Genomic DNA, 23,252 nt, shown 5'->3' on the forward strand with positions numbered 1-23,252 from the left:
AAAAAAGTCCTAAGAGGCTAATGCCGATCAGTCAAGAGATAGCACTGGCCACAGCTACAGTGTTCACTCTTGATTGGTCGGCATTATTGATTCGAATGACTGGGTGCGTTGGCAGGCTTCAGCGCCGCCCGGCCCGCGTACTCACATCCACCCACACCGCCAGCACCAAAATGCTGCCCTTCACGATCATCTGCCAATAGCTGTCCACATCCAGCATCGACATGCCATTGTCCAGGCTGGTAATCACCAACGCCCCCAGCAACGCGCCGTACACAGTGCCGGAGCCACCGCGCATGGAGGTGCCGCCGATGAAACACGCGGCGATGGCATCCAGCTCACCCATATTGCCCGCCGACGGGGAGCCGGCCGCCAGGCGTGCGGTGTTGACCAGGCCGGCGAGGGCGCACATCACGCCCATGATGCCGAAGATCCACAGTTTCACCGCCTGCACATTGATGCCCGACAGGCGCGTGGCTTCCATATTGCTGCCCACCGCATACACGCGGCGGCCGAACACGGTCTGGCTGGTGACGTAGCTGAACACGCCGAGCAACACCAGCAACAGCAGCACCGGCACCGGGATGCCGTCGTAGCTGTTGAGGGTAGTGACGAAGCCGGCGAGTACCGCACCAATCAGCCCAACGCGCAGCACATCACGCACCAGGGAATGCGCCGCCAAGCCATGCAATGCGCGGTTGCGCCGTTGTTTCCAGGTTAAAAAGAGTGTGAGGGCAAACAGCAGCACCCCAAGCCCAATCCCCACCGAATGCGGCAAATACCCCTGGCCCACATACACCAGCGACGGCGAAACCGGCGCAATGGTGGTGCCGCCGGTGATCCCCAGCAAAATCCCGCGAAACGCCAGCATGCCGCCCAGGCCGACGATGAATGAGGGGATGCGCAGGTAGGCGGTCATGTAGCCGTTGGCCAAGCCGATCATCAACCCGGCCAGCGCTACCAGGCTGAGGTTGGCCAGCAGCGGGACGTGATAGACCACATCCAGAATCGCCGCCAGCCCGCCGAGCAAGCCGAGCATGGACCCCACCGACAAGTCGATCTCGCCGCTGATGATCACCAGCACCATGCCGCACGCGAGTATCCCGGTGATCGACATCTGCCGCAGCAGGTTGGACAGGTTGCGCGGCGTGAGAAAACCACCCTCGGTCTGCCAACTGAAAAACAGCCAGATCACCGCCACGGCGATCACCAGGGCGAGCATTTTGTAGCGGGTAAAAAGGTGTTTGACCTGATTCATCTACGCGGTCTTCCGATTGTTATTGTTTTGGCTGAGCGCGGCGGCGAGCACCTGTTCCTGGGTGAGCCCTTCGTTGATGAAATCCCCACGCAACTGGCCGTCGCCAATCACCAGCACGCGGTTGGACACGCCGAGCACCTCGGCCAGCTCCGAGGACACCATGATGATCGCCACGCCCTCGGCGGCCAGCGCGCCCATCAGTTTGTAGATCTCATACTTGGCGCCCACGTCCACGCCGCGCGTGGGTTCATCGAGGATCAGCACCTTGGGCTTGGCCATGAGCATTTTCGCCAGCACGGCCTTTTGCTGGTTGCCACCGGACAGGCTGGTGATCGGCAAAAACGGGCTGGCGGTTTTCAGGTGCATGCGCGCGATCTGCTGGTCGATGCTGCCCAGCTCGGCTTCGGCGTCGATGCGGGTCATGTGCGCATAGTTGCCGAGCACCGCCAGGGTGATGTTCTGGCCCACGCCCAGGTCGGGGATGATGCCTTGGCGCTTGCGGTCCTCGGGCACCATGCACAGCCCGGCGCGGATCGACTTGAGCGGCGTGCGTGTGTCGATCACCTCGCCGTCCAGCCACACCTCGCCGCTGTAGCGGCCGGGGTAGGCGCCAAACAACGCGGACACCAGCTCCGTGCGCCCGGCGCCCACCAGCCCGGCGATGCCGAGGATTTCCCCGCGCCTGAGCACAAAGGAAATGTCGTCCACGCGCTTGCGCTTGGGGTTGTCGACGTCATAGCAGGTGACATTGCGCGCCTCGAAAATCACCTCGCCCACGTCATGCGGCTCGGTGGGGTAGAGGTTGCTCATCTCGCGGCCGACCATCTGCGTGATGATCTGCGGTATGTCCATGTCCGCCATGGCGGTGGTTGCGATGTGCTTGCCATCGCGGATCACCGCAATGGTGTCGCACACCGCCGCCACTTCATCGAGCTTGTGGGAGATGTACACGCAGGCCACACCCTTGGCCTTGAGGTCACGGATGATGTCGAGCAGCACCTCGATTTCCGAACGGGTCAGGGCCGAGGAGGGCTCGTCCAGAATCAACAGGCGCGCCTGTTTATTCAGCGCCTTGGCGATTTCCACCAGTTGCTGGTAACCGCCGCCGTACTGCGACACCGGCAGCGCCACGTTCATGTCCGGCACCTTGAGTTCACGCATCAAGGCTTCGGCGCGGTGGATCATGGCCGGGTAGTTCATGCGCCCGCCCGGCAACGTCAGTTCATGGCCCATGAAGATGTTCTCGGCCACCGACAAGTCGGGCACCAGGGTCAGTTCCTGGTGGATGATGACGATGCCCGCGGCCTCGGTTTCGCTGATGGATTGGGCCTTGAGCGGTTGCCCATCCCAGAGAATTTCACCCTCCCAGGTGCCGTACGGGTAGACCGCCGACAGCACCTTCATCAAGGTAGATTTGCCGGCACCGTTTTCACCGCACAGGCCCACGCACTCACCGGGCCGCACCTTGATATCGATGCCGTTGAGGGCGTTGACACCGCCAAAACTTTTGACGATGCCGTTCATTTGCAGGAGGTAGTCGGCCATCACGGTCACTGCCCGGCAATCTGCTCTTTGGTATAGAACCCGTCTTTCTCCAACAGGTCGATATTGGCCTTGGTCAACGGGGTCGGGGTGAGCAGGATGGTGTCGACCTTTTTGCTGCCGTTGTCGTATTGCGAGCTGTAGGTGGGCTTCTCGTTACGCGCCAGTTGCACCGAGAGCCTGGCGGCTTCCGAGGCGATCAGCTTGAGCGGCTTGTACACGGTCATGGTCTGGGTGCCGTCGATCACGCGCTTGATCGCGGCGAGGTCGGCGTCCTGACCGGAGATTGGCACCTTGCCCGCGAGTTTCTGCGCGGCCAGGGCCTGGATCGCACCGCCGGCGGTGGCGTCGTTGGAGGCGACGATCGCGTCGATCTTGTTGTTGTTCCGGGTCAGGGCGTTTTCGACGATGCTCAGGGCTTCGGTCGGGTTCCATTCCTTGACCCACTGCTGGCCGACAATCTTGATGTCGCCCTTGTCGATGGCCGGTTGCAGCACTTTCATCTGGCCTTCGCGCAGCACCTTGGCGTTGTTGTCGGTGGGCGCGCCGCCGAGCAGGAAGTAGTTGCCCTTGGGCGCCGCTTGCAGCACGCCGCTGGCCTGCATTTCGCCGACTTTTTCGTTATCGAAGGAAATGTAGGCGTCGATGTCTGCATTGAGAATCAGGCGGTCATAGGACACCACTTTGATCCCGGCTTTCTTGGCTTCGGCGACCGCGTTGGTCAGCACCGTGGCGTTGAACGGCACGATCACGATCACGTCGACGCCGCGTGAGATGAGGTTTTCGATCTGCGAGATTTGCTTCTGCTCGTTGGCATCGGCGGACTGCACGAAGACCTTGGCATCAAGCTTTTCTGCCGCTGCGACAAAATAGTCGCGGTCGCGGGACCAGCGTTCAAGGCGCAGGTCGTCGATGGAGAAACCGATTTTCGGGTGGGCGGAATCGGCCATCACCGGCAGGGCCAGCAGGGCCAGGGCAGAGGCGAGCAGGGTACGTGTGAATGCTTTCATGGTGGTGCGTCCTTTTATTGTTGTTGGAAAGACACAGCGTGGTGCGGGTAGAACTGTAGAGGGTCCCTGGACATTTGCGCGCCAAGTTTTGTCGCGCAAATGTCACAGCGCTTCAACCATAGATATATCGGTTGACTACGCCTTCGAGCATCTCCTGCCGCCCACTCACGGCCTGCGGGTTAAGCTCGTTGGCAAACGCATGCTCGGCGAGTGACTCCAGGCTGAACTCCCCGGCCAGTACCGCCTGGCCCAGCGGCTGCTGCCAACCGGCGTAGCGCTGGTCCTTGAACTGCTGCAAGCGGTCGTTTTGCACCATGGCGGCCGCGCGTTCCAGGGCCAGCGCCAGGGTGTCCATGGCGGCCACGTGGCCGTGGAACAGGTCGACATCGTCGAGGCTCTGGCGGCGCACCTTGGAGTCGAAATTGTAGCCGCCGTTCTTGAAACCGCCGGCCTTGAGAATCTCGTAGGTGGCCAGGGTCATCTCTTCGACGCTGTTGGGGAACTGGTCTGTATCCCAGCCGTTCTGCGGGTCGCCACGGTTGGCGTCGATACTGCCGAAGATGCCGAGGGACACGGCGGTGGCGATCTCATGATGAAAACTGTGCCCGGCCAGGGTCGCGTGGTTGGCCTCGATATTCACCTTGATCTCGTGTTCCAGGCCGTACTCATGCAGGAAGCCGAACACCGTGGCGCTGTCGTAATCGTATTGGTGCTTGGTCGGCTCCTGGGGCTTGGGCTCGATCAGCAGGTCGCCCTTGAAGCCGATTTTGTGCTTGTGCTCGACCACCATGCGCATAAAGCGCCCGAGCTGTTCGCGCTCGCGTTTGAGGTCGGTATTGAGCAAGGTTTCATAACCTTCGCGGCCGCCCCACAACACATAGTTGGAACCCTTGAGCCGCAGGGTCGCGTTCATCGCGCTGAACACTTGCGCGGCGGCGTAGGCGAACACCTGCGGGTCCGGGTTGCTCGCGGCGCCGGCGGCAAAGCGCGGGTTGCTGAAGCAGTTGGCGGTGCCCCATAGCAGCTGGATGCCGGTCTGTTCCTGATGGCGTTCGAGGTGGTCGACCATCTGCGCAAAGTGGTTGCGGTATTCGTTGAGCGAGCTGCCTTCCGGGGCCACGTCGGTGTCGTGGAAGCTGTAGTAGTCGATGCCCAGCTTGGAGAAAAACTCAAAGGCCGCGTCGGCCTTGCCGATCGCCAGTTCCATCGGGTCGCCGCTCTTCTGCCACGGGCGTTTGAAGGTGCCCACGCCGAACATGTCTGCGCCCGGCCAGACGAAGGTGTGCCAGTAGCAGGCGGCCATGCGCAGGTGTTCGCGCATGGGTTTGCCGAGGATGAGTTTATTCGCGTCGTAATGGCGAAAGGCGAGGGGCGAGTCGCTGCTGGGGCCTTCGAAGCGGATCTTCTCGACACCGGGGAAGTACGGCATGGCGTTTTTCCTTATTGTTCTTGGCGGTGTCCCGATACTAGCAACGGCGCCTGGCCTGCCGATTATGAAAATCACCAAGGTGTAGTGCGATTTTGAGTGGCGAGGGCTAACCTGTGGTCACCGGCCTCAGGACAACAACAATGAAAACCCTACCGCCCGTGCATCGCATCGCCTTGCTGTTCAACGGCAGCAAAATCTACGACCGGGGCATCATCACCGGCATCGGCAATTACCTGAGCAGCACCCGCGCATCCTGGGACCTGTTCCTCGAAGAGGACTTCCTGTGTCGCCTGCGAGGCATCGAGCGCTGGCAGGGTGACGGCATCATTGCCGACTTCGATGACCCATTGATCGGCGAGGCGCTGGCCGGCTGCAAGCTGCCGGTGGTGGCGGTCGGCGGCTCCTACCAGGACGCGCGCGCCTACCCCCAGGGCATTCCCTATGTGGCCACCGACAACGATGCGTTGATGAAGCTGGCCTACGAGCACCTGATCGAAGCCGGGCTGACGCGCTTTGCCTGTTTCAGCCTGCCCGAAGCCCAGGCCAACCGCTGGGCCCAGGAGCGTGAAAAAGCCTTCAAACGCCTGATGCACCGCGACGGTTTGCCGGTGGAGGTGTATCGCGGCCTGGGCACCAGCGCGCCGCTGTGGGACAGCGCGGTGGAGCAGCAGATCGCCTGGCTGCAGGCCTTGCCCAAGCCCATCGGCATCATCGCCGTCACCGATGCGCGCGCCCGGCAATTGCTGCAAGCCTGCCTCACCGCCGGCATCGCCGTACCGGAGCAAGTGGCGTTGATCGGCATCGACAACGACCCGCTGACTCGCACCCTCACGCGGGTGCCGCTGAGTTCGGTGATCCAGGGCACGGAAACCATGGGCCGCACGGCGGCGGCGCTGCTGCACCAGATGCTGCATGGCAAGCCCTGCACCGGCACGCAGATTCTGGTGCCGCCGGAGGCGATCAATGTGCAGGCCTCCAGCTTGCATCAACCCTTGGGCAATCCGTATGTGATGCAGGCGCTGCTGTTTATCCGCCAGTACGCCTGCCAGGGCATCAAGACCGCGCAGGTGGCGGCCTATGTCGGCGTGTCGCGCTCATCCCTGGAAGCGCACTTTCGCAAGGTGCGCGGGTGCAGCGTGCATGACGAGATCCTGCGCTTCAAACTCGCCGCCGCTGCCAAAGGCCTGGAAAGCCAGGGCCTGGCGATTGCCGATATCGCCTCGAGCTGCGGCTTCAAGTCGGCGCAGTACCTGCACACGGTGTTTCGGCGCGAGTTTGGGTGTACGCCGAGGGAGTATCAGCAGGGTTCCCTGGCAACTACATGACTAAAGGACACAGGGGAGCCAAATGTGGGAGGGGCGGTGCGACGATTCGACTTGCCCCCGATTGCAGTGGGTCAGCCAACAATTATGTAGCTGATCCACCGCTATCGGGGGCAAGTCGAATCGTCGCACCGCCCTCCCACAAATTTGACCGCGTTTCAGGGGATTAGAACACTGCCTTGACCTGCAGGCCCAACACCAGCGCGTTATCGATCTTCTCCCCGGAAAACGCCCCCGGCTCGATGATGTATTGCACATCCGGGCGCAGGTTCAGCCACGGCGTGGCCTGGTAGCCGTAGCTGAGTTCGATCAGCTGTTCGGCGTTGTTCAGGTTGGGGTAATCGTTGCCAGCCTTGACCGCGGCCAGTTCCTGCACATCCCGGCTGCGCGTATTCGGCACCGCGCGGCCATAACCCAGGGCGACGGTATCCCGTGGTCGACCCTCGAACGGCTTGTACAACACCACGCCAGCGCCGTACCACTTGCTGAACGGTGAAGCCGCTTCACTGGCCGCCGAGTATTGGCCGAAGGCGTGCAGCACGCGGCCGGCGGATGAGCTGGACGCCCACACCGCCTGGTCGATCAGCAGGTAGTGCCCGCCGCGCCCGCTCACGTCTTTATCGCTGCCGATGCGTTTGACGTCGGAGCTGTCGTAGTAATAGCCCAGTTTGTATTCACCCGGCAGCGTGCCCGCGTGTTTGTAGATCAGCTCGATGGGCACCACGGTGCCGGTGGTGTGCTTGGAGCTCAGTTTCCAGGCGCGGCTGGAGTCGCCGTTGCTCTCAGGGTCGACATTGAAAGCCGCGACACGCAGCTGCCAGTTGGGTGAGAAGTCGTATTTCACCCGCGCACCCAGGCGCGCGTTCGGGTAGTTGGTCCAGCCGCTGCCACCGGACATGTTCAGCGGGTGCCCGCAGAAACCGGCGTTCATGAAGTTGCACAGGATGCCGCTGTCGAGGCCGCCGAGGTCATTGCCCATGGCCATGTAGCCGAGCTTGAGGTTCAGCGCCGGGGTGAACAGCGTGCGCTCGTAACTCAGTTCGGTGAGGCGGGTGTAGAGGCCACCGTAGTTTTCCTGGATCGGCAGGCGGTTGCCCACCAGGTCCTCGGAGGCGCTGTTGCCGCGCCGGTCGTTGAGGGTCAGCTGGATGCGGTCGCCGTTATTGAAGCCATACAGCTTGCCCAGATCGAACTGCACGCCCAGCTTGAGGTTTTGCGAGTAGCGCGCCGAGCGGTGCTGGCCGCCGTGGGCGTTGTAGGCGGTTTCGCCGCTGTAGTCGCCGGTAAAGCGAATGCCTTGTTCGTCCAGCTCGCGGCGCAGGCCGCCCCAGTCGCCGGTCAGTGTGGTGTCGTCGGCTTGTACGGGCAGGGCGGCGCCCAAGGCCAGGCCCAGCAACAGGCGCCCAAGGGAAAGATGAGAAGAGGGGGTCATGCGGGTTTTCCAAAGCAAAAGGCGCGGTGCGGGGGGCACCGCGCCTGGAGGGGGTTATGGCAAGGCGTAGGCGATCACGTAGTCGCCACGGTCGGTGGACTGGCGTGCACCGCCGGCGGTGATGACGATGTACTGCTTGCCGGTTTTCGGCGACACATAGGTCATCGGGCCACCCTGGCTGCCGACGGGCAGGCGGGCTTTCCAGATTTCATCACCGTTGCCGCTGTTGAAGGCGCGCAGGTAGAAGTCCTGGGTACCGGCGATAAAGATCAGGCCGCCCTGGGTCGACAGGGTGCCGCCGAGGGTCGGCAGGCCGATCTTGATCGGCAAGTGCATGCGGATGCCGAGCGGGCCGGTGTCTTCAACGGTGCCGACCGGCACTTGCCAGGCGACTTTCTGGGTTTTCATGTCGATGGCGGTCAGGGTGCCGAACGGCGGCGCCTGGCACGGAATGCCGGCCACCGACAGGAAGCGGTTTTTGTTCACCGCATACGGCGTGCCCTTGAGCGGGACGGCGCCCATGCCGGTATTCAGCGCTTCGCCACCGGAGGAAGCCTGGGCGTTTTTCTGCGCCGGCACCATCTGGATCCACAGGCCCAGGCGCATGTCGTTGACGAAGATAAAACCGTGCACCGGGTCGGTGGAGATGCTGCCCCAGTTCATGCCGCCGAGCGAACCCGGGAAGCTCAGGGATTTATCGGTGCCCGGCGCGGTGTACAGGCCGTCGTAGCGCATGCCCTTGAAGTCGATGCGGCACAGCAGCTGGTCGTACGGGGTGGCGCCCCACATGTCCGATTCGGTCAGGGTTTGCGCGCCGATCTGCGGCATGCCCACCGACTTTGGCTGGGTCGGCGAGTAAGGCTCGTTGGGGATGTTGGCGGCCTTGACCGGTACGTCCTTGACCTCGGTCAGCGGCTTGCCGGTGGCGCGGTCGAGCACATAGATCTGCCCGGCCTTGGTGCCGATCACTACCGCAGGTACGGCTTTGTCACTGCCTGGCGGGGTGAAGTCGATCAGGCTTGGCTGCATCGGCAGGTCGAAGTCCCACAGGTCATTGTGGACGGTCTGGTACACCCACTTTTCAGCACCGGTGGAGGCGTCCAGCGCCAGTACGGAAGCACCGTATTTGTGGTTGAGCTGGGTGCGTTCCACGCCGTAGATGTCGGTGGACGAGCTGCCCATCGGCAGGAACACGGTGTTCATCAGCGGGTCGTAGGACATCGGCGCCCAGCTGTTCGGCGTGCTGCGCACGTAGGTGCTGTCGCCGGTCGGGGCTTTTTTGTCTTCCGGGTTGCCGGGGTCGAAAGCCCAGCGCATTTGGCCGGTGATCACGTCGAAACCACGGATCACGCCGCCCGGCATGTCGGTTTGCACGTTATCGGCGACGCGGCCGCCGACCACGACGGTGGTGCCGGCGATCAGTGGCGCGGAGGACAATTGGTAGTAGCTGTCCGGCACATTGCCCAGGCCGGCCTTGAGGTCCACCTGGCCATGGGTGCCGAAGTCTTCGCAGAATTTGCCGGTGTCGGCATCTACGGCGATCAGGCGCGCATCGATGGTGTTGGTCAGCAGGCGACGCTGGCACTGCGCACCGGCAGGCACGCTGGCGGCAATGATCGGCGAGCTGTTTGGCTGGGTCGGCTGGGCGAGCGGCGCGGTGGCGTCGAAATACGCCATGCCGCGGCAACGCTGCCACACCGCCGACTTGGCGTTAACTTCGTTCTTCCACAGCTCTTTGCCGGTGTCGGCGTCGAGGGCGATCAGGTTGTTGTGCGGCGTGCAGATGAAGACTTTGTTGCCGATCTGCAGGGGCGTCAGCTGGTCTTCGGCGCCGTTGCCGTCGCTGATGGCCACGTCACCGGTGTGGTAGGTCCACGCTACTTTGAGCTTGTCGATGTTGTCGCGGTTGATCTGGTCCAGCGCAGCGAAGCGGCTGCCGCCTTCGGTATTACCGTAGTGGGCCCAGTCTTTCTGCGCATCGGCGGCGGCCACCGGCGTGATGCCCGGGCCGGCGCCGGTCGGAGCGACGCTTGGGTGGGCGACAAACATATTGCCCGCCGCAACCGCTACGCCTACCGCCAATACGGCAGCGACACCGTAGGCAGCGCGTGCCGGTCTGCCCACGAGCAGCGGGTAGACCAGCGCCACGACCATGCCGATCGCGGCAAACATGAACACCCGCGAGAACAGCGGCCAGAACACCAGGCCCACATCGGCCACGGCCCAGATCGCGGTGCCCACCAGGAACGCGGCGAATAACCACGCGCCGGCCGGCTTGCGCAGGGCAATCAACAGACCGGAAACGGCCATCACCGCGCCGCCCACCAGGAAGTACCAGGAACCTCCCAGGCTGACCAGTTTTACGCCGCCGACGGCAAGCGCGAGGCCGAGCAGGGCGATGATAACGCCCAGGCCCAGGAGTAAGAATCTAGAGACGCCAGTGGCGCGCGATGCTCGTTTCATATCGAAAAGACTCGAGTGAGAGAGGGCAAAGACGCGATTTTAGCAAGATAAGTAACTGGTTAGTACATTAGAGTCCTGCAATAGACTATTGCAGGTGCTGCGATGATGGGCTGAGGCTAAATGTCGCGTGTGTGGGGAGAGTGTAGACAGGTGGGAGGGGGCTTGCCCCTCCCACCTCATGAATCAACGAAACGCCGGCACCACCTGTTCGATAAACAGCGCCAACGACTTCTTCTTCTCGGCATGGGGCAGGCTGTTGTCGCACCAGAAGCTGAACTCATCCACGCCCAGTTCCTGGTAGTACTGGATGCGCGGGATGATCTCGGCGGCGGTGCCGATCATCGCGGTTTTGTGCAGGCTTTCCAGTTCGAACTCGGGGCGCGCGGCGAATTTTTCTTCCGGGCTCGGCTCCAGGAAACCATTGACCGGCACGGTCTTGTTGCCGAACCAGGCATCGAAGGTGCGATAGAACCTGGAGATCGCCTTGGCGCCGACCTTCCAGCCTTCCGGGTCATCGGCGGCGTGCACGTGGGTGTGGCGCAGCACCATCAGTTGCGGGCGCGGCACATCCGGATTGTTGTCGAGGGCGGCCTGGAATTTGTTTTTCAGGTCGAGGACTTCTTCGTCGCCCTTCATCAGCGGCGTGACCATCACGTTGCAGCCGTTGGCCACCGCGAAGTTGTGGGAGTCCGGGTCGCGGGCGGCGATCCACATCGGCGGGTTGGGCTGCTGGATTGGCTTGGGCACGCTGGTGGAGGTGGGGAATTTCCAGATATCGCCGTCGTGGGCGTAGTCGCCTTTCCACAGCGCGCGCACCACCGGCACCATCTCGCGCAGTGCCTGGCCGCCGCTGGAGGCGGGCATGCCGCCGGCCATGCGGTCGAACTCGACCTGGTAGGCACCGCGGGCCAGGCCGACTTCCATGCGCCCGTTGCTGATCACGTCGAGCAATGCGCATTCGCCCGCCACCCGCAGCGGGTGCCAGAACGGCGCGATGATGGTGCCGGCGCCGAGGTGAATGGTGGTGGTCTTGGCCGCGAGGTAAGCCAGCAACGGCATCGGGCTGGGCGAGATGGTGTATTCCATGGCGTGGTGTTCGCCAATCCATACGGTGCTGAAGCCACCGGCCTCGGCCATCAGGGTCAGTTCGGTCAAGTCTTCGAACAGCTGACGGTGGCTGACACTTTCATCCCAGCGTTCCATGTGTACGAACAGCGAAAACTTCATGACGCTCACCTCGAATCTTTTGTGATCGGCCTGTCGACTGCGGGCCCTTAAGTACTCTCGCCAATCTGAAGCGTGCCCGTGATAACGGCTGTTCGGCGGATTGATTGTTGGTATACCATAATACGGAATATCCGCAAAACTTTTCTCTCCAACGGTCGCACCCTCACCTCACAAGGAAGGCGAGCTAGATGAACATCAAACAAAAATTGATCCTGGCGTTTGCGGTGATCGCCAGCCTACCGGTGATTCTGGTGGCTGTGCTGATCATCCTCAATGTGCGGCATGAAGCCCGCGATGGTTTTGTCGACAGCAGTGGCCGCGAGATCCGCCAGGTCGACAATGCCATGCAACTGTTTTTCGAGGGCATCAGCCAGAACGTCGGCTACCTGGCGGCGCACCCACAGCTGCAGAGCATCCATGGCGATGTGAAACGCTACCTGGCCAGCGATGCCGCGCAAGTCGCCCCTGGCGAACGCGACCAGCAGCTGTTCGAGTTGTTCGAGGGCCTGGCCAAGAGCCACTCGGCCTACACCTACCTGTCCCTCGGCACCGAAGATGGCGGCTACGTGTTCTGGCCCGGCGACCCCAAGCTGGCCAACTACGATCCGCGCACGCGGCCCTGGTATAAGACGGCCATGGCCCAGCCGGGCAAGACCCTGCGCACCCAAGCCTATTATTGGGCGGCCGATGATGTGGTACTGGTGAGCACCGTGCAGAGTTTCAACGACCGCCAGGGCAAGGCGAGCGGGGTGGTCAACATTGACGTGTCACTCAAGCAACTGACCGATCTGGTCAAGCAGATCAAGCTGGGCGAGAGCGGCTACCTGATGTTGATGGAAGCCAACAACACCGTGCTGGTGGACCCAAGCGATCCGTCCCACAACTTCAAGCCGCTCGGCGAGCTGGGTGATGGCTACCGCCAGTTGAGCGAAGCCGGCCCCGGCCTGGTGCAGGTCGAATTGGCCGGTGAGCGTTACATGGCAATGGTGTGGCCGTCCGAGGCATTGGGCTGGCGCTTTGTCGGGCTGGTGCGCGAGAGTGAAGTGATGGCCGGCGCAGTACGGCTGACCTGGCTGATCGCCGCCATCGCATTGGCGTGCGGCGTGTTGTTTGCGGTGGTGGGTGCGTGGTTTGCCGGGCTGATCGTCAAGCCGATTCGCGGCGTGGCCAGCGGTCTGGAAGGCATCGCCCAGGGTGAAGGTGATTTGACTGCGCGCCTGGAGGTGAACGGCCGCGACGAGACGGCGCAACTGGCCGGCTGGTTCAACCAGTTCCTCGAAGCGATTCGCACCCTGATCCAGCGCATCGGCCAGGCCGCCGGGCAGATCCACAGCAGCTCCGGGAGTGCCACTGAAGTCTCGGTGGAAATGGCCGACGTCGCCGCGCGTCAGCGCGAAGCGGTGGACATGGTTTCCACCGCGTTCCACGAAATGGTCGCCACTTCCAATGAAGTTGCGCGCTCCTGCAGCCAGGCCGCCGACTCGGCCGACAACGGCCAGCGCCAGGCCCACACCGGGCAGCAGCAGATCGACGCGGCGGTGAGCAGCGTCGGGCGTCTGAGCGAAGAAATCGGCCATTCCGCCCAGGCCATGGAGCAGCTGGAAAAGGACAGCAACGACATCCAGTCGATCCTTGGCACCATCCGCTCGATTGCCGAGCAGACCAACCTGTTGGCACTCAACGCCGCCATCGAGGCCGCGCGGGCCGGCGAGCAGGGGCGGGGCTTTGCGGTGGTGGCAGACGAGGTGCGCGCGCTGGCCAAACGCACCTCCGACTCCACCGGTGAAATCGACGGGCTGCTCGGCAACCTGGCGCGGCGCACACACCAGATGGGCAAGCAGATGCATGCCAGCCTTGAGGTGTCCCAGGAAACCGTGGTGTCGATCAACGACGCGCGGGCCAGCTTCGGCTTGATCCGCGAGTCGGTGGACGTGATCCGCGACATGAATACGCAAATCGCCACCGCCGCCGAAGAGCAGCACCAGGTGGCCGAGGATATCAATCGGCACATCAGCCAGATTCACGGGGATGCGCAGTTAGTGGCGAGCCTGGCCGACTCCACGCGCCAGGATGCGCAGCAGTTGACGGCGTTGTCGCAGACGTTGAACCAGTTGGTCAGCCGGTTCCGGACCTGACCTGGAATGCAGTTAAATGTGAGAGGGGGGCAAGGCCCCTCCCACATTGGTTGTGTGTGTTACTCAGGCAACGACCGGCAACGCCCCCATCTTCCCATGGCAATACACCAGTGGCCCGGCGTTCTGCTGGGGCACGATCAGGTTCTTCACCGAGCCGACCATGATCGCGTGGTCGCCACCTTCATATTCGCGCCACAACTCGCACTCGATCACCGCCGTGGCATTGGCCAGGATCGGGTTGCCCAATTCACTCAAGGTCCATTCGATGCCTTGGGCCTTGTCTTTGCCCTTGCGTGCAAACGCATAGGCCTCGCTTTGTTGCCCGCCGGACAGCACATGAATCGCAAAGCGCTTGTTCTTTATCAGCACCGGGTACGAGTCGGAACTGTAATTGGGGCAGAACAGCACCAGCGCCGGCTCCATGGACAACGAACTGAAGGCACTGGCGGTCAGGCCGACGATTTGCCCGTCGTCATCGAGCGTGGTGATCACGGTGACCCCGGACGGAAACGAACCCATCACTTGTTTGTAGATGGCGGCATCGATCATGGGTATGTCCTCTGGCGTTGAAGCGGTTCTTATGGATTTATAGGTCTGATGGTATACCGTAATACAATCGATGCAACCGCTTTTTCAAACCGCCGACAAACGTCAACCTTTGGTCTTATAACCAGTAAATACGGGGGTTAAGACCAGAAATGGCGATGGGGCATGTGGCACACTTACAGATCAGATGCAGCTTAAGACTACGGATCAGTCTTGTGAAAATGTTGGAATACCATAATATGGTGTTCATCTGAGGGGCGCCATGAAGCGTCCCCGGTTTGGCGTCAAACAACTATAAGATCAGACCAAAGCGAGTCCATTTCCATGCCCCAGATGTCCCGGCAAGACCCCCTGATCGAGAATCACACGGTCGATTACGTTCCTCTCGCAGAGCGCCATGGAAAGGCCCGCGACCTGTTCACCTTATGGTTCAGCACCAACATTGCGCCGTTGCCGATCGTCACCGGCGCCATGGTCGCCCAGGTGTTCCACCTCAATCTGCTGTGGGGGCTGCTGGCGATTGCCCTCGGGCACATGCTCGGCGGCATCGTGATTGCCCTCGCGTCAGCCCAGGGCCCGCGCATGGGCATTCCGCAAATGGTGCAAAGCCGTGGCCAGTTCGGCCGTTACGGCGCCTTGTTGATCGTGTTTTTTGCCGCACTGATCTACATCGGCTTCTTCATTTCCAACATCGTGCTGGCCGGCAAATCCATCGTCGGCATCGTGCCCTCGGTGCCTGTGCCGGCGAGTATCCTGATCGGCGCCCTCAGCGCCACCGCCATCGGCGTGATCGGCTATCGCTTTATCCATAGCCTCAACCGCATCGGCACCTGGGTGATGGGCAGCGCATTGCTCGCCGGGTTTGTCTATATCTTCGCCCATGACCTGCCGGCCGACTTCCTCAGCCGTGGCGGCTTCAACCTGGCCGGCTGGCTGGCCACGGTGTCCCTTGGCGTGATCTGGCAGATCAGCTTTTCGCCCTACACCAGCGACTACTCGCGCTACCTGCCGGCGGATATCGGCATCACCCGACCGTTTCTCGCTACCTACCTGGGCGCCACCCTCGGCACTATCCTGTCGTTTGCGTTTGGCCTGGTTGCGGCATTGGCCACGCCTGAGGGCACCGAAGCCATGGTCGCGGTCAAGCAAGCCACCGGCTGGCTGGGGCCGATCCTGATGGTGCTGTTCCTGCTCAATATCATCAGCCACAACGCGCTGAACCTGTACGGCGCGGTGCTCTCGATCATCACCTCGATCCAGACCTTCGCCAGCCACTGGACGCCCAGCATCAAAGTGCGTGTGGTGCTCTCGGGCATCGTCCTCGCGGGTTGCTGCATGGTTGCGTTGGGCGCGTCGGCAGACTTCATCTCGCAATTCATCGGCCTGATCCTGGCGCTGTTGCTGGTGCTGGTGCCGTGGGCGTCGATCAACCTGATCGACTTCTACATCATCAAGCGTGGCGTCTATGACATCGCCTCGATTTTCCAGGCGGACGGCGGGGTCTACGGGCGTTTTAACCTGCATGCGATCGTGGCGTATTTCATCGGCATCATCGTGCAGCTGCCGTTTGCCAATACCTCGCTGTATGTGGGGCCGTGGGCCAACCTGGTGGAAGGCGCGGACCTATCGTGGCTGGTGGGGTTGGTGGTGACGTGCCCGTTGTATTACTGCCTGGCGACACGTCAACACACCCAAAAGGCCAAAGCGCTATACCGCCTGACCTAACCCTGTGGCAAGCTCCCTCGCCACGGTTGCCTGTGCGTCATCGCGATTGAGTACTTTCCCAAAACTCCTCGAGAGCATCCTCCAATGCGCCTTCGAAGTACTCCTTCGAGGCGCGGTCCCACAGGATATGAAACGCCGGCAGCTCCACGCTTCCTGTGTGGATGATGATCGCGTTGGTGCGCGCCACTGAGGTCTGCGCCACCGCCCCCGGCTTGAACGCCAAATGGCTCAAATCGACGCCACACAGCTTGGCCATCACCTGCCCAATCACACCGCCACTGAGCAGCACGCAGGCATGGCTGTCCTGGCGCGGCAGCAGGTAGTTGGCGTGATGGTCCAGCTCCCAGCGCGCTTCTTCATCGGCAATGCGCTGGCCTTGATCCTTGGGGCTGCCCAGCAGCAGGTATTCGGTCTGTGACAGCCGCGCCACCAAGCTGCCATCCGCTTGCGCGGTGGCGTGGTTGGGCGCGTCCGGCAGAGTGAAGCCGCGGCCGCTGAGGTACTCGGCGGAATAGCTGCCGCGAAAGCCGACCCGAGGCAGGTCGGTCTGGTCGATCAGGCGGCACGGCGTGATCAAGTCGTGGGCTTTCAGACTGGTCATGGCTTAACCCTCCTGGCGTTGGTTAGTTGGGTCGAAGAAGGGCAGTTGCACCACCTCGGCCTGGACGACGATGCCGCCTTCGACGCGAATCGGAATGCGCTGTCCCGGCGTGCTTTGTTCGATACCGGCGTAGGCCAGGCCGACGATGCGGCCGAGGGTGGCGGAGTATTCGCAAGAGGTGACGTTGCCGCTGATGTCCGGGCCGTTGAGCACCAGGTGGCCTTCCAGCGGTTGCACGCTGCCTTTGGGCAGGGTGAAACCCACCAGTTTGCGTTTCAGCGGCTGGGCTTCGAGGATGTCCACCGAGCGCCGGCCGACGAAGAATGGCTTGTTGCGGCTGACCGCCCAGCCCATGTCGATTTCGGCCGGGTGGGTCATGCCGTCGGTGTCCTGGCTGATGATTACGTGGCCTTTTTCCAGGCGCAGCAGGCGCTGGGTTTCGACGCCGAAGGGGCGGATGTCGAAGGCCTTGCCGGCCGCCGTCAAGGCATCCCACAGCGCCAGGCCATGACGCGCCGGCACGTGGATTTCATAGCCCAACTCGCCGACAAACCCGACCCGCAGCAAGCGCGCCTTGATCCCGGCCACGCGGCCTTGGCGCACGCCCAGGTAAGGGAAACCTTCGGCGCTGAGGTCGAGGTCGCTGCACAGCTGTTCCAGCACCTTGCGTGAATCCGGCCCGGCCACGTTCACCGCGCAGATCGCGGCGGTGACGTTGGTCACGTCCACATCCAGGCGCCACTGCGCGTTCCACTTGAGCATCTGCTGGTAGATGCGGTCGACGCCGCTGGTGGTGGCGGTGACGTAGAAGTGGTTGTCGGCCAGCCGCGCGCACACGCCGTCGTCGATCACCACCCCGTGCTCGTTGGTCATCAGCGCATAACGCGAGCGGCCCACCGGTTGCTTGAGGAAGGCAAAGGTGTACAGGCGGTTGAGCAGTTCGGCGGCATCCGGGCCGCGCACATCCAGGCCGCCGAGGGTCGACACATCGATCAGCCCGACCTTGTTGCGCACGTGCAACGCTTCGGCCTGCATGCAGGCTTCGCGGTCTTGGGCCTTGCCGTAGTAGGCGGGGCGCTGCCAGATGCCGGCGGGCATCATCTTCGCGCCGGCTTGCACATGCCGCGCGTGCATCGGCGTCTGGCGGTACGGGTCGAAGGCACGCCCGGCGACGTGGGCGAGTTTTTCCGCCACGAACGGCGGCCGCGCGGTGGTCACGCCGGTTTCGCTGATACTGCGCTGGGTCGCCCAGGCCACCAGCCGCGCCGTCGGCAACGCCGAGTGGCGCCCCTGGGACGGGCCCATGCCGACGGTGGAATAGCGCTTAACCAGCTGCACATCGCGATAGCCGATGCGGGTGGCGTTGACGATATCCGCCACTTGCAGGTCTTCGTCAAAATCGACGAAATCCTTGCCTTTGGGGTGCGGGAAGATCGGCCAGTTGAAGTTCACCTGGGCTTCGCTGCGCAGCGGCACGCGCGGGCCGTTGCTGCTCAAGCCGAGGGCGAGCAGGCAGTCGGCGGCGGCATTCGTGGCGTCGGCCAGCACATTGTCCAACTGGTGCTGGCCGTGCACCGAGCCGGCTACGCCGAGGTTGTGTGGCAGGCCGCTGAGGCTGAATTCTGCGCGTGCGTCTTCATAGGCCAGCTTGCCACCGGCCTGGCACAGCAGTTGATACACCGGCATGTAGCCGGCGGACATGCACAGCAGGTCGCAGTCGATCGTTTGCTTGCTGTCACTGACCTGGCCCTGGCCGGTAATCTGGCGCACGTCGACGCCCTTGATATGCCGCAGGCCTTTTTCATGCAGACCCTCGAAGACCGTGCTGTTGCTGATGTAAGGGATTTTGCGTTGGGCCAAAGCGCCCGGCAGGGCTTGGTCGGCCGGCGCGTGGCGCAGGTCGATCACTGCGGCCACTTGCACACCCTGGTCATGCAGGTCGAGGGCGGCCAGGTAGCCGTCATCGTTACCGGTGAGCACCACCGCGCATTTACCCGGCCTGACCGCGTAGAGCTTCATCAGGCGTTGCGCCGCGCTGGTAAGCATCACTCCCGGCAAGTCGTTATTGCGGAACACCACCGGCTGGTCGAACGCGCCGCTGCACACCAAACACTGGCGGGCGCGCACCTTGTACATGCGCTTGCCCTGGATCACCGGCAGGTAGTTGTCGGTGAACCAAGCGTTGCAGGTGGCGTCGGTGAGCACTTGGATATTCGCGTGTTGCTGCACTGCCGCCAGCAGTTCATGGCGCAACGTGTCGGCGCGGGTACCGGCGATGTCGAAGCGTGCATAGGTCAGCGAACCGCCGAGGATCGGCTGCTGCTCGATCAGCAACACCCTGGCCCCGGCATTCGCCGCCGTCAGCGCCGCCTGCATCCCGGCGGGGCCGGCGCCGATCACGGCGAGGTCGGTGAACAGGTAGGCCTTGTCGTAGTACTCGGGTTGGAATTTGAGGTCGAGTACGCCCAGGCCGGCCTTTTTGCGGATGATCGGCTCCCACACTTTCCACATGCCCTTGGGCTTGTAGAACGAGCGGTAGTAGAACCCCACCGGCATGAATTTGGAGAACTTGCCCAGGTACGCGTCCTTGTCGTTGTCCAGCGAGCCGTTGACGTTCTGCGCGGTCACCTGCAAACCGCCGGTCAAGCCGTGGGCATCCGCCAGCACGTTGGGTTCATGGGGCAGTTGCACCAGGCTGTTGGCGTCCTGGCCGGCCATGGTCAACGGCCCGCGTGGGCGGTGGTATTTGAACGAGCGCGAGATCAGGAAGCGCCCGTTGGCCAACAAGGCACTGGCGATGCTGTCGCCCTGCAAGCCTTGGTAGGCGTGGCCGTCGAAGCTGAAATCGAGGGCCTGATCGCGTTGGATCAGCAAGCCCATGGGAGCGGGGAGGCGGTTCATCCGGCGATCTCCTTGGCGGTGGTGAAGTCGACGCGGTGAGTGAACAGTTCCTTGGGGTCGAAGGTGCGCTGGATTTCATCGGTGACCGTGTGGCGCTCGGCGAGGAACCAGTAGCTGGATGGCGTGTGCATCCACCATTCGCGCACCACGCCGGCGAGGTTGTCGGTGTTGAACACGTAGTCGGCCCATTCGGCATCGCTGCAGTTGATCGGGTCGGGCATCGGCTTGAACTCGCCGCCGTAGGTAAACTCGCTGATATTGCGCGGCCCGTTGAGCGGGCACGTCATGATTTTCATAGTCCGCTCTCCATCAGTGGCTGGCCGCCGTGGCGCCCATTTCGTTGACTTGCTGGAAGGTCGAGAAGCGTTCGAGGCCGAACGGTTTGATCAGCTCCGGCACCTTGCCGCCGCTGGCGACCAGCTCGGCCATGGTCTTGCCGCAGATCGGCGTGGCCTTGAACCCCCAGGTGCCCCAGCCCGCGTCGAGGTAGTAATTCTTCACCGGCGACAGGCCCATGATCGGGCTGTAGTCGGGGGTCATGTCGGTGATCCCGGCCCACTGGCGCATCAACTTGGCGTTGGCCAAAAACGGGAACATCTCGATGGCGTGGGCCAGCAGGCTTTCCTTCAACTCCAGGGTCGAGCGCGTGTTGAACAGCGGGTAGGGGTCGGAGCCGCCGCCGAACACCACTTCGCCACGGCTGGTCTGCTGCACGTAGCAGTGCAGTGCCGACGAGCTCACCAGCGGGTCGAGAAACGGCTTGAATGGCTGCGTGACCATCGCCTGCAACGGGAAGGTCTGGATCGGCGAGCGGATGCCGGCCTTGGCCATCAGCAATGAGCTGTGCCCGGCAATCGCCTGCACGGCGCAACCGCATTTGATCGTGCCACGGTTGGTCTTCACGGCGGTGATGGTGCCGTGCTCGATCACCAGGTCCTGCACTTCGGTGAGTTGATGGATTTCCACGCCGCGCTTGGCCGCTTGCTTGGCGTAGCCCCAGGCCACGGCGTCGTGGCGCGCGGTGGCGCCGTCGATGTGCCAGAGCCCTGCGATCACAGGCAGGTGGCCGGGGTCGAGGTTGAGGCTGGGCACCAGTTCGCGGATCTGCTGGCGGTCGATCATCTCGGTGCGCCCGCCGAAGTGCTTGTTGACCTCGGCGCGCTGGCGGAACGAGCGCACGGTGGCGTCAGTGTGGGCCAGCGTCAGTTGCCCGCGCTCGGAGTACATGATGTTGAAATCGAATTCGTTGGACAGGCTCTGGAACATCTTCACCGACTCGGCGTAGAACCGCACGCCTTCGCTGGTGAGGTAGTTGGAGCGGATCACCGCGGTGTTGCGCGCGGTATTGCCGCCGCCCAGGTAGCCCTTTTCCAGCACGGCAATGTTGGTGATGCCGTGGTACTTGGCCAGGTAATAGGCGGTGGCCAGGCCGTGGCCGCCGGCGCCGATAATCACCACGTCATAACGTGGCTTGAGTTCCTTGGGCGGTGGCAGGTCCACCTCCACCGGGTATTCGGAACTCAGCCCGTATTTCAATAGATTGAATGGCATACGGCCTCCGATTGGCTGCGTAGGGCGTGGTGTTGCGCGAGGGCGGCGGCCACGGTGTTTTTCATCAGGAAGGCAATGGTCATCGGGCCGACACCGCCGGGCACCGGGGTGATGGCGGCGACGTGGGGGAGGGCGGCGTCAAAGTCGACATCGCCCACCAGGCGGCTGCGGCCGTCGTCGTCGATGCGGTTGATACCGACGTCGATCACCACCGCGCCGGGTTTCAACCAACTGGCATCAATCAAGCGTGCGCGGCCCACGGCGGCGATCACGATATCGGCCTGGCGGCACAGGGCCTGGGCGTTATGGCTGCGCGAGTGCAGTACCGTCACCGAACAATCGGCCTGCAGCAGCAGCGCGGCCATGGGCTTGCCGACAATATTCGAGCGTCCGACCACCACCGCGTGTTTGCCGCGCAGGTCGCCGAGGGTCTGTTCGAGCAAATACAGGCAGCCACTCGGCGTGCACGGCGTGAGCACCGCGCGGCCCTGGCTGAGGCCGCCGACGTTCTGGCTGTGAAAGCCATCCACGTCCTTGTCCGGCGCAATGGCTTCGAGGGCGCGCAGTTCGTCGATCTGCGCCGGCAGCGGCAGTTGCAGGAGGATGCCGTGGATCGCCGGGTTGGCGTTCAGTTGGCCGATCAGGATCAGCAGCTGTTCGGTGCTGGTGTCGCTGGGCAGCCGGTGTTCGAGGGAGCGGATGCCCACTTCTTCGGCGCGCAGGATTTTGTTGCGTACATAAACCTGGCTGGCCGCGTCGCTGCCCACCAGGATCACCGCCAGCGCCGGTTGAATGTCCTGCGCGTGCAGGCGCGTGACGTCCTCGCGCACTTGCAGCAGCACCCGCGCGGCGGCGGCCTTGCCGTCGATCAGTTTGCAGGCGCTCACCGGAACACCACCGTTCTGTCCTGGTTGAGGAACACCCGGTGTTCCAGGTGGTACTTGACCGCCTTGGACAGGGCCACGGTTTCGGTGTCACGGCCGATGGCGACCAGGTCGTCGGGCTTGTACACGTGGTCGACGCGTTGCACTTCCTGCTCGATGATCGGGCCCTCATCCAGGTCGCTGGTGACGTAGTGCGCGGTGGCGCCGATCAGCTTCACGCCGCGTTGATAGGCCTGGTGGTAAGGCTTGGCGCCTTTGAAACCGGGCAAAAACGAGTGGTGGATATTGATCGCCCGCCCGGATAGTTGCCGGCACAGGTCGTCGGAGAGGATCTGCATGTAGCGCGCCAACACCACCAGCTCGGTACGGGTGTCATCCACCACTTTCATCAGCTCGGCTTCCTGGGCGGCCTTGTTGTCCTTGGCCACGGGCAGGTAGATAAAGCGAATGCCCTCGCGCTCGGCCATGGGCCGCAGGTCGAGGTGGTTGGAAACGATGGCGGTGATGGTCATGTCCATCTCGCCCTTGTGGTAGCGGTAGAGCAGGTCGGTGAGGCAGTGGTCGAACTTGCTCACCATCAGCATCACGCGCATGGGTTCGCGGGTGTCGTGCAGTTCCCACTGCATGTCGAAGGCTCGGGCGACGTCGGCGAAACCGTCGCGGATCTGTTGCAGGTCGCCGGTGTGGCCGTCATTGAAGCGGAACACGGCGCGCATGAAGAAGCGGCCGCTGAAGTCATCGTCGAACTGCGCCATTTCCCCGATGTAGCACGCGTTGTCTGCCAGGTAGGTGGTAACGGCAGCGACGATGCCGGACACGGCGGGACAGGTGACCTTTATGATGAAGTGGTTCTTTTCGTGTTGCATGACACGTCCTCGGGATGATGGCGGCAGTTCATCGCAGAGCGAAAAATGTCTGAGGACAGCTGGCTCGTTCCGTGAGCGCGGTTTCTTGTTGGGAATAAAATATTCCTGAAGTGGCTTTATAGGGGAATGGGGGCGGGGCGTCTAGGGTTTTGGGAAAGTTTTTTAACTGTGGGGAATTTTTTGAGGCGCCTGGGGGGCATATCCGTTGCTGCGGTAACGGCTGAGTATGGTTCCGCTCTTACAGCGGGTCACTTTTGGAAGAGCGCCAAAAGTAACCAAAAACGCTTCGCCCCACCACTCGGTGCCTCGCCTAGGCTCGGCATGCCCGTAATCCGACAGTGATGTGGGGGGCCGCCGCCACGC

The 23,252-nt window shown here is 62.7% G+C and carries 17 protein-coding genes; 3 read left to right on the forward strand and 14 right to left on the reverse strand.

Annotation, left to right across the window (positions count from 1 at the left end; translation table 11 throughout):
* Positions 1 to 118: 118 nt before the first annotated feature.
* The 4 genes from AC0IYH_RS24705 to xylA all read right to left on the reverse strand — a co-directional run bounded on the left by AC0IYH_RS24705 (position 119) and on the right by xylA (position 5,236).
* A complete protein-coding gene (locus tag AC0IYH_RS24705) occupies positions 119 to 1,255 on the reverse strand; it encodes a sugar ABC transporter permease (RefSeq protein ID WP_116630086.1) in 1,137 nt (378 codons plus the stop codon).
* Positions 1,256 to 2,800 carry a D-xylose ABC transporter ATP-binding protein gene (gene xylG / locus AC0IYH_RS24710; protein ID WP_471836664.1) on the reverse strand — a complete coding sequence of 515 codons (1,545 nt, stop codon included), beginning with the start codon at positions 2,798 to 2,800 and terminating at the stop codon, positions 1,256 to 1,258.
* Between the two features lie 5 nt (positions 2,801 to 2,805).
* Entirely contained in the window at positions 2,806 to 3,807 is a 1,002-nt protein-coding gene (xylF, locus tag AC0IYH_RS24715; RefSeq protein ID WP_116630088.1) for a D-xylose ABC transporter substrate-binding protein, read from the reverse strand.
* A 112-nt stretch (positions 3,808 to 3,919) separates the two neighbouring features.
* Entirely contained in the window at positions 3,920 to 5,236 is a 1,317-nt protein-coding gene (gene xylA / locus AC0IYH_RS24720) for a xylose isomerase (protein WP_471836666.1), read from the reverse strand.
* Positions 5,237 to 5,376: 140 nt separating this feature from the next.
* Here xylA and AC0IYH_RS24725 point away from each other — a divergent pair, with 140 nt between their 5' ends.
* Entirely contained in the window at positions 5,377 to 6,561 is a 1,185-nt protein-coding gene (locus AC0IYH_RS24725; RefSeq protein ID WP_122773817.1) for a XylR family transcriptional regulator, read from the forward strand.
* A 163-nt stretch (positions 6,562 to 6,724) separates the two neighbouring features.
* On the opposite strand, the gene AC0IYH_RS24730 is transcribed toward AC0IYH_RS24725, so the two are convergent.
* The 3 genes from AC0IYH_RS24730 to AC0IYH_RS24740 form a co-directional block, all read right to left on the reverse strand.
* Positions 6,725 to 7,990 (reverse strand): carbohydrate porin, encoded by a 1,266-nt coding sequence (locus AC0IYH_RS24730; protein WP_471836668.1) that lies wholly within the window; start codon positions 7,988 to 7,990, stop codon positions 6,725 to 6,727.
* Positions 7,991 to 8,044: 54 nt separating this feature from the next.
* The gene (locus AC0IYH_RS24735) at positions 8,045 to 10,453 is read right to left on the reverse strand and encodes a glucose/quinate/shikimate family membrane-bound PQQ-dependent dehydrogenase (RefSeq protein WP_471836673.1); all 2,409 of its coding nucleotides are present in this window, start codon (positions 10,451 to 10,453) and stop codon (positions 8,045 to 8,047) included.
* Between the two features lie 183 nt (positions 10,454 to 10,636).
* Positions 10,637 to 11,680, reverse strand: a complete 1,044-nt coding sequence (locus AC0IYH_RS24740) for an LLM class flavin-dependent oxidoreductase (protein WP_116630093.1) — start codon at positions 11,678 to 11,680, stop codon at positions 10,637 to 10,639.
* A 188-nt stretch (positions 11,681 to 11,868) separates the two neighbouring features.
* Here AC0IYH_RS24740 and AC0IYH_RS24745 point away from each other — a divergent pair, with 188 nt between their 5' ends.
* Positions 11,869 to 13,815, forward strand: coding sequence for a methyl-accepting chemotaxis protein (locus tag AC0IYH_RS24745; protein ID WP_122773820.1), 1,947 nt, complete (start codon positions 11,869 to 11,871; stop codon positions 13,813 to 13,815).
* Positions 13,816 to 13,878: 63 nt separating this feature from the next.
* Here AC0IYH_RS24745 and AC0IYH_RS24750 read toward each other — a convergent pair whose 3' ends face one another.
* Entirely contained in the window at positions 13,879 to 14,364 is a 486-nt protein-coding gene (locus tag AC0IYH_RS24750; RefSeq protein WP_116630095.1) for a flavin reductase family protein, read from the reverse strand.
* A 321-nt stretch (positions 14,365 to 14,685) separates the two neighbouring features.
* Between AC0IYH_RS24750 and AC0IYH_RS24755 the strand changes: the two genes are divergently transcribed.
* On the forward strand, positions 14,686 to 16,086 hold the full coding sequence (locus tag AC0IYH_RS24755) for a purine-cytosine permease family protein (RefSeq protein ID WP_471836678.1): 1,401 nt from the start codon (positions 14,686 to 14,688) through the stop codon (positions 16,084 to 16,086).
* Between the two features lie 37 nt (positions 16,087 to 16,123).
* Here the strand turns inward: AC0IYH_RS24755 and AC0IYH_RS24760 are convergent, their stop codons facing one another.
* The 6 genes from AC0IYH_RS24760 to purU are packed head-to-tail and all read right to left on the reverse strand — an operon-like array spanning position 16,124 to position 22,889.
* Positions 16,124 to 16,687, reverse strand: coding sequence for a sarcosine oxidase (locus AC0IYH_RS24760; RefSeq protein ID WP_471836680.1), 564 nt, complete (start codon positions 16,685 to 16,687; stop codon positions 16,124 to 16,126).
* A gap of 3 nt (positions 16,688 to 16,690) precedes the next feature.
* Positions 16,691 to 19,588, reverse strand: a complete 2,898-nt coding sequence (locus tag AC0IYH_RS24765; protein ID WP_471836681.1) for a 2Fe-2S iron-sulfur cluster-binding protein — start codon at positions 19,586 to 19,588, stop codon at positions 16,691 to 16,693.
* Complete coding sequence (locus AC0IYH_RS24770) at positions 19,585 to 19,884, reverse strand: sarcosine oxidase subunit delta (protein WP_471836683.1); 300 nt, start codon at positions 19,882 to 19,884, stop codon at positions 19,585 to 19,587. Before AC0IYH_RS24770 ends, AC0IYH_RS24765 begins: the two co-directional genes overlap by 4 nt.
* 13 nt (positions 19,885 to 19,897) lie before the next feature.
* Positions 19,898 to 21,139 carry an FAD-dependent oxidoreductase gene (locus AC0IYH_RS24775; protein ID WP_116630100.1) on the reverse strand — a complete coding sequence of 414 codons (1,242 nt, stop codon included), beginning with the start codon at positions 21,137 to 21,139 and terminating at the stop codon, positions 19,898 to 19,900.
* A complete protein-coding gene (gene folD, locus AC0IYH_RS24780; protein ID WP_122773825.1) occupies positions 21,121 to 22,026 on the reverse strand; it encodes a bifunctional methylenetetrahydrofolate dehydrogenase/methenyltetrahydrofolate cyclohydrolase FolD in 906 nt (301 codons plus the stop codon). Before folD ends, AC0IYH_RS24775 begins: the two co-directional genes overlap by 19 nt.
* Positions 22,023 to 22,889: a formyltetrahydrofolate deformylase gene (gene purU, locus AC0IYH_RS24785; protein WP_116630102.1), complete on the reverse strand. Its 867-nt coding sequence runs from the start codon at positions 22,887 to 22,889 to the stop codon at positions 22,023 to 22,025. Before purU ends, folD begins: the two co-directional genes overlap by 4 nt.
* Positions 22,890 to 23,252 lie beyond the last annotated feature (363 nt).

This window comes from Pseudomonas sp. AC463 (genome assembly GCF_979253585.1).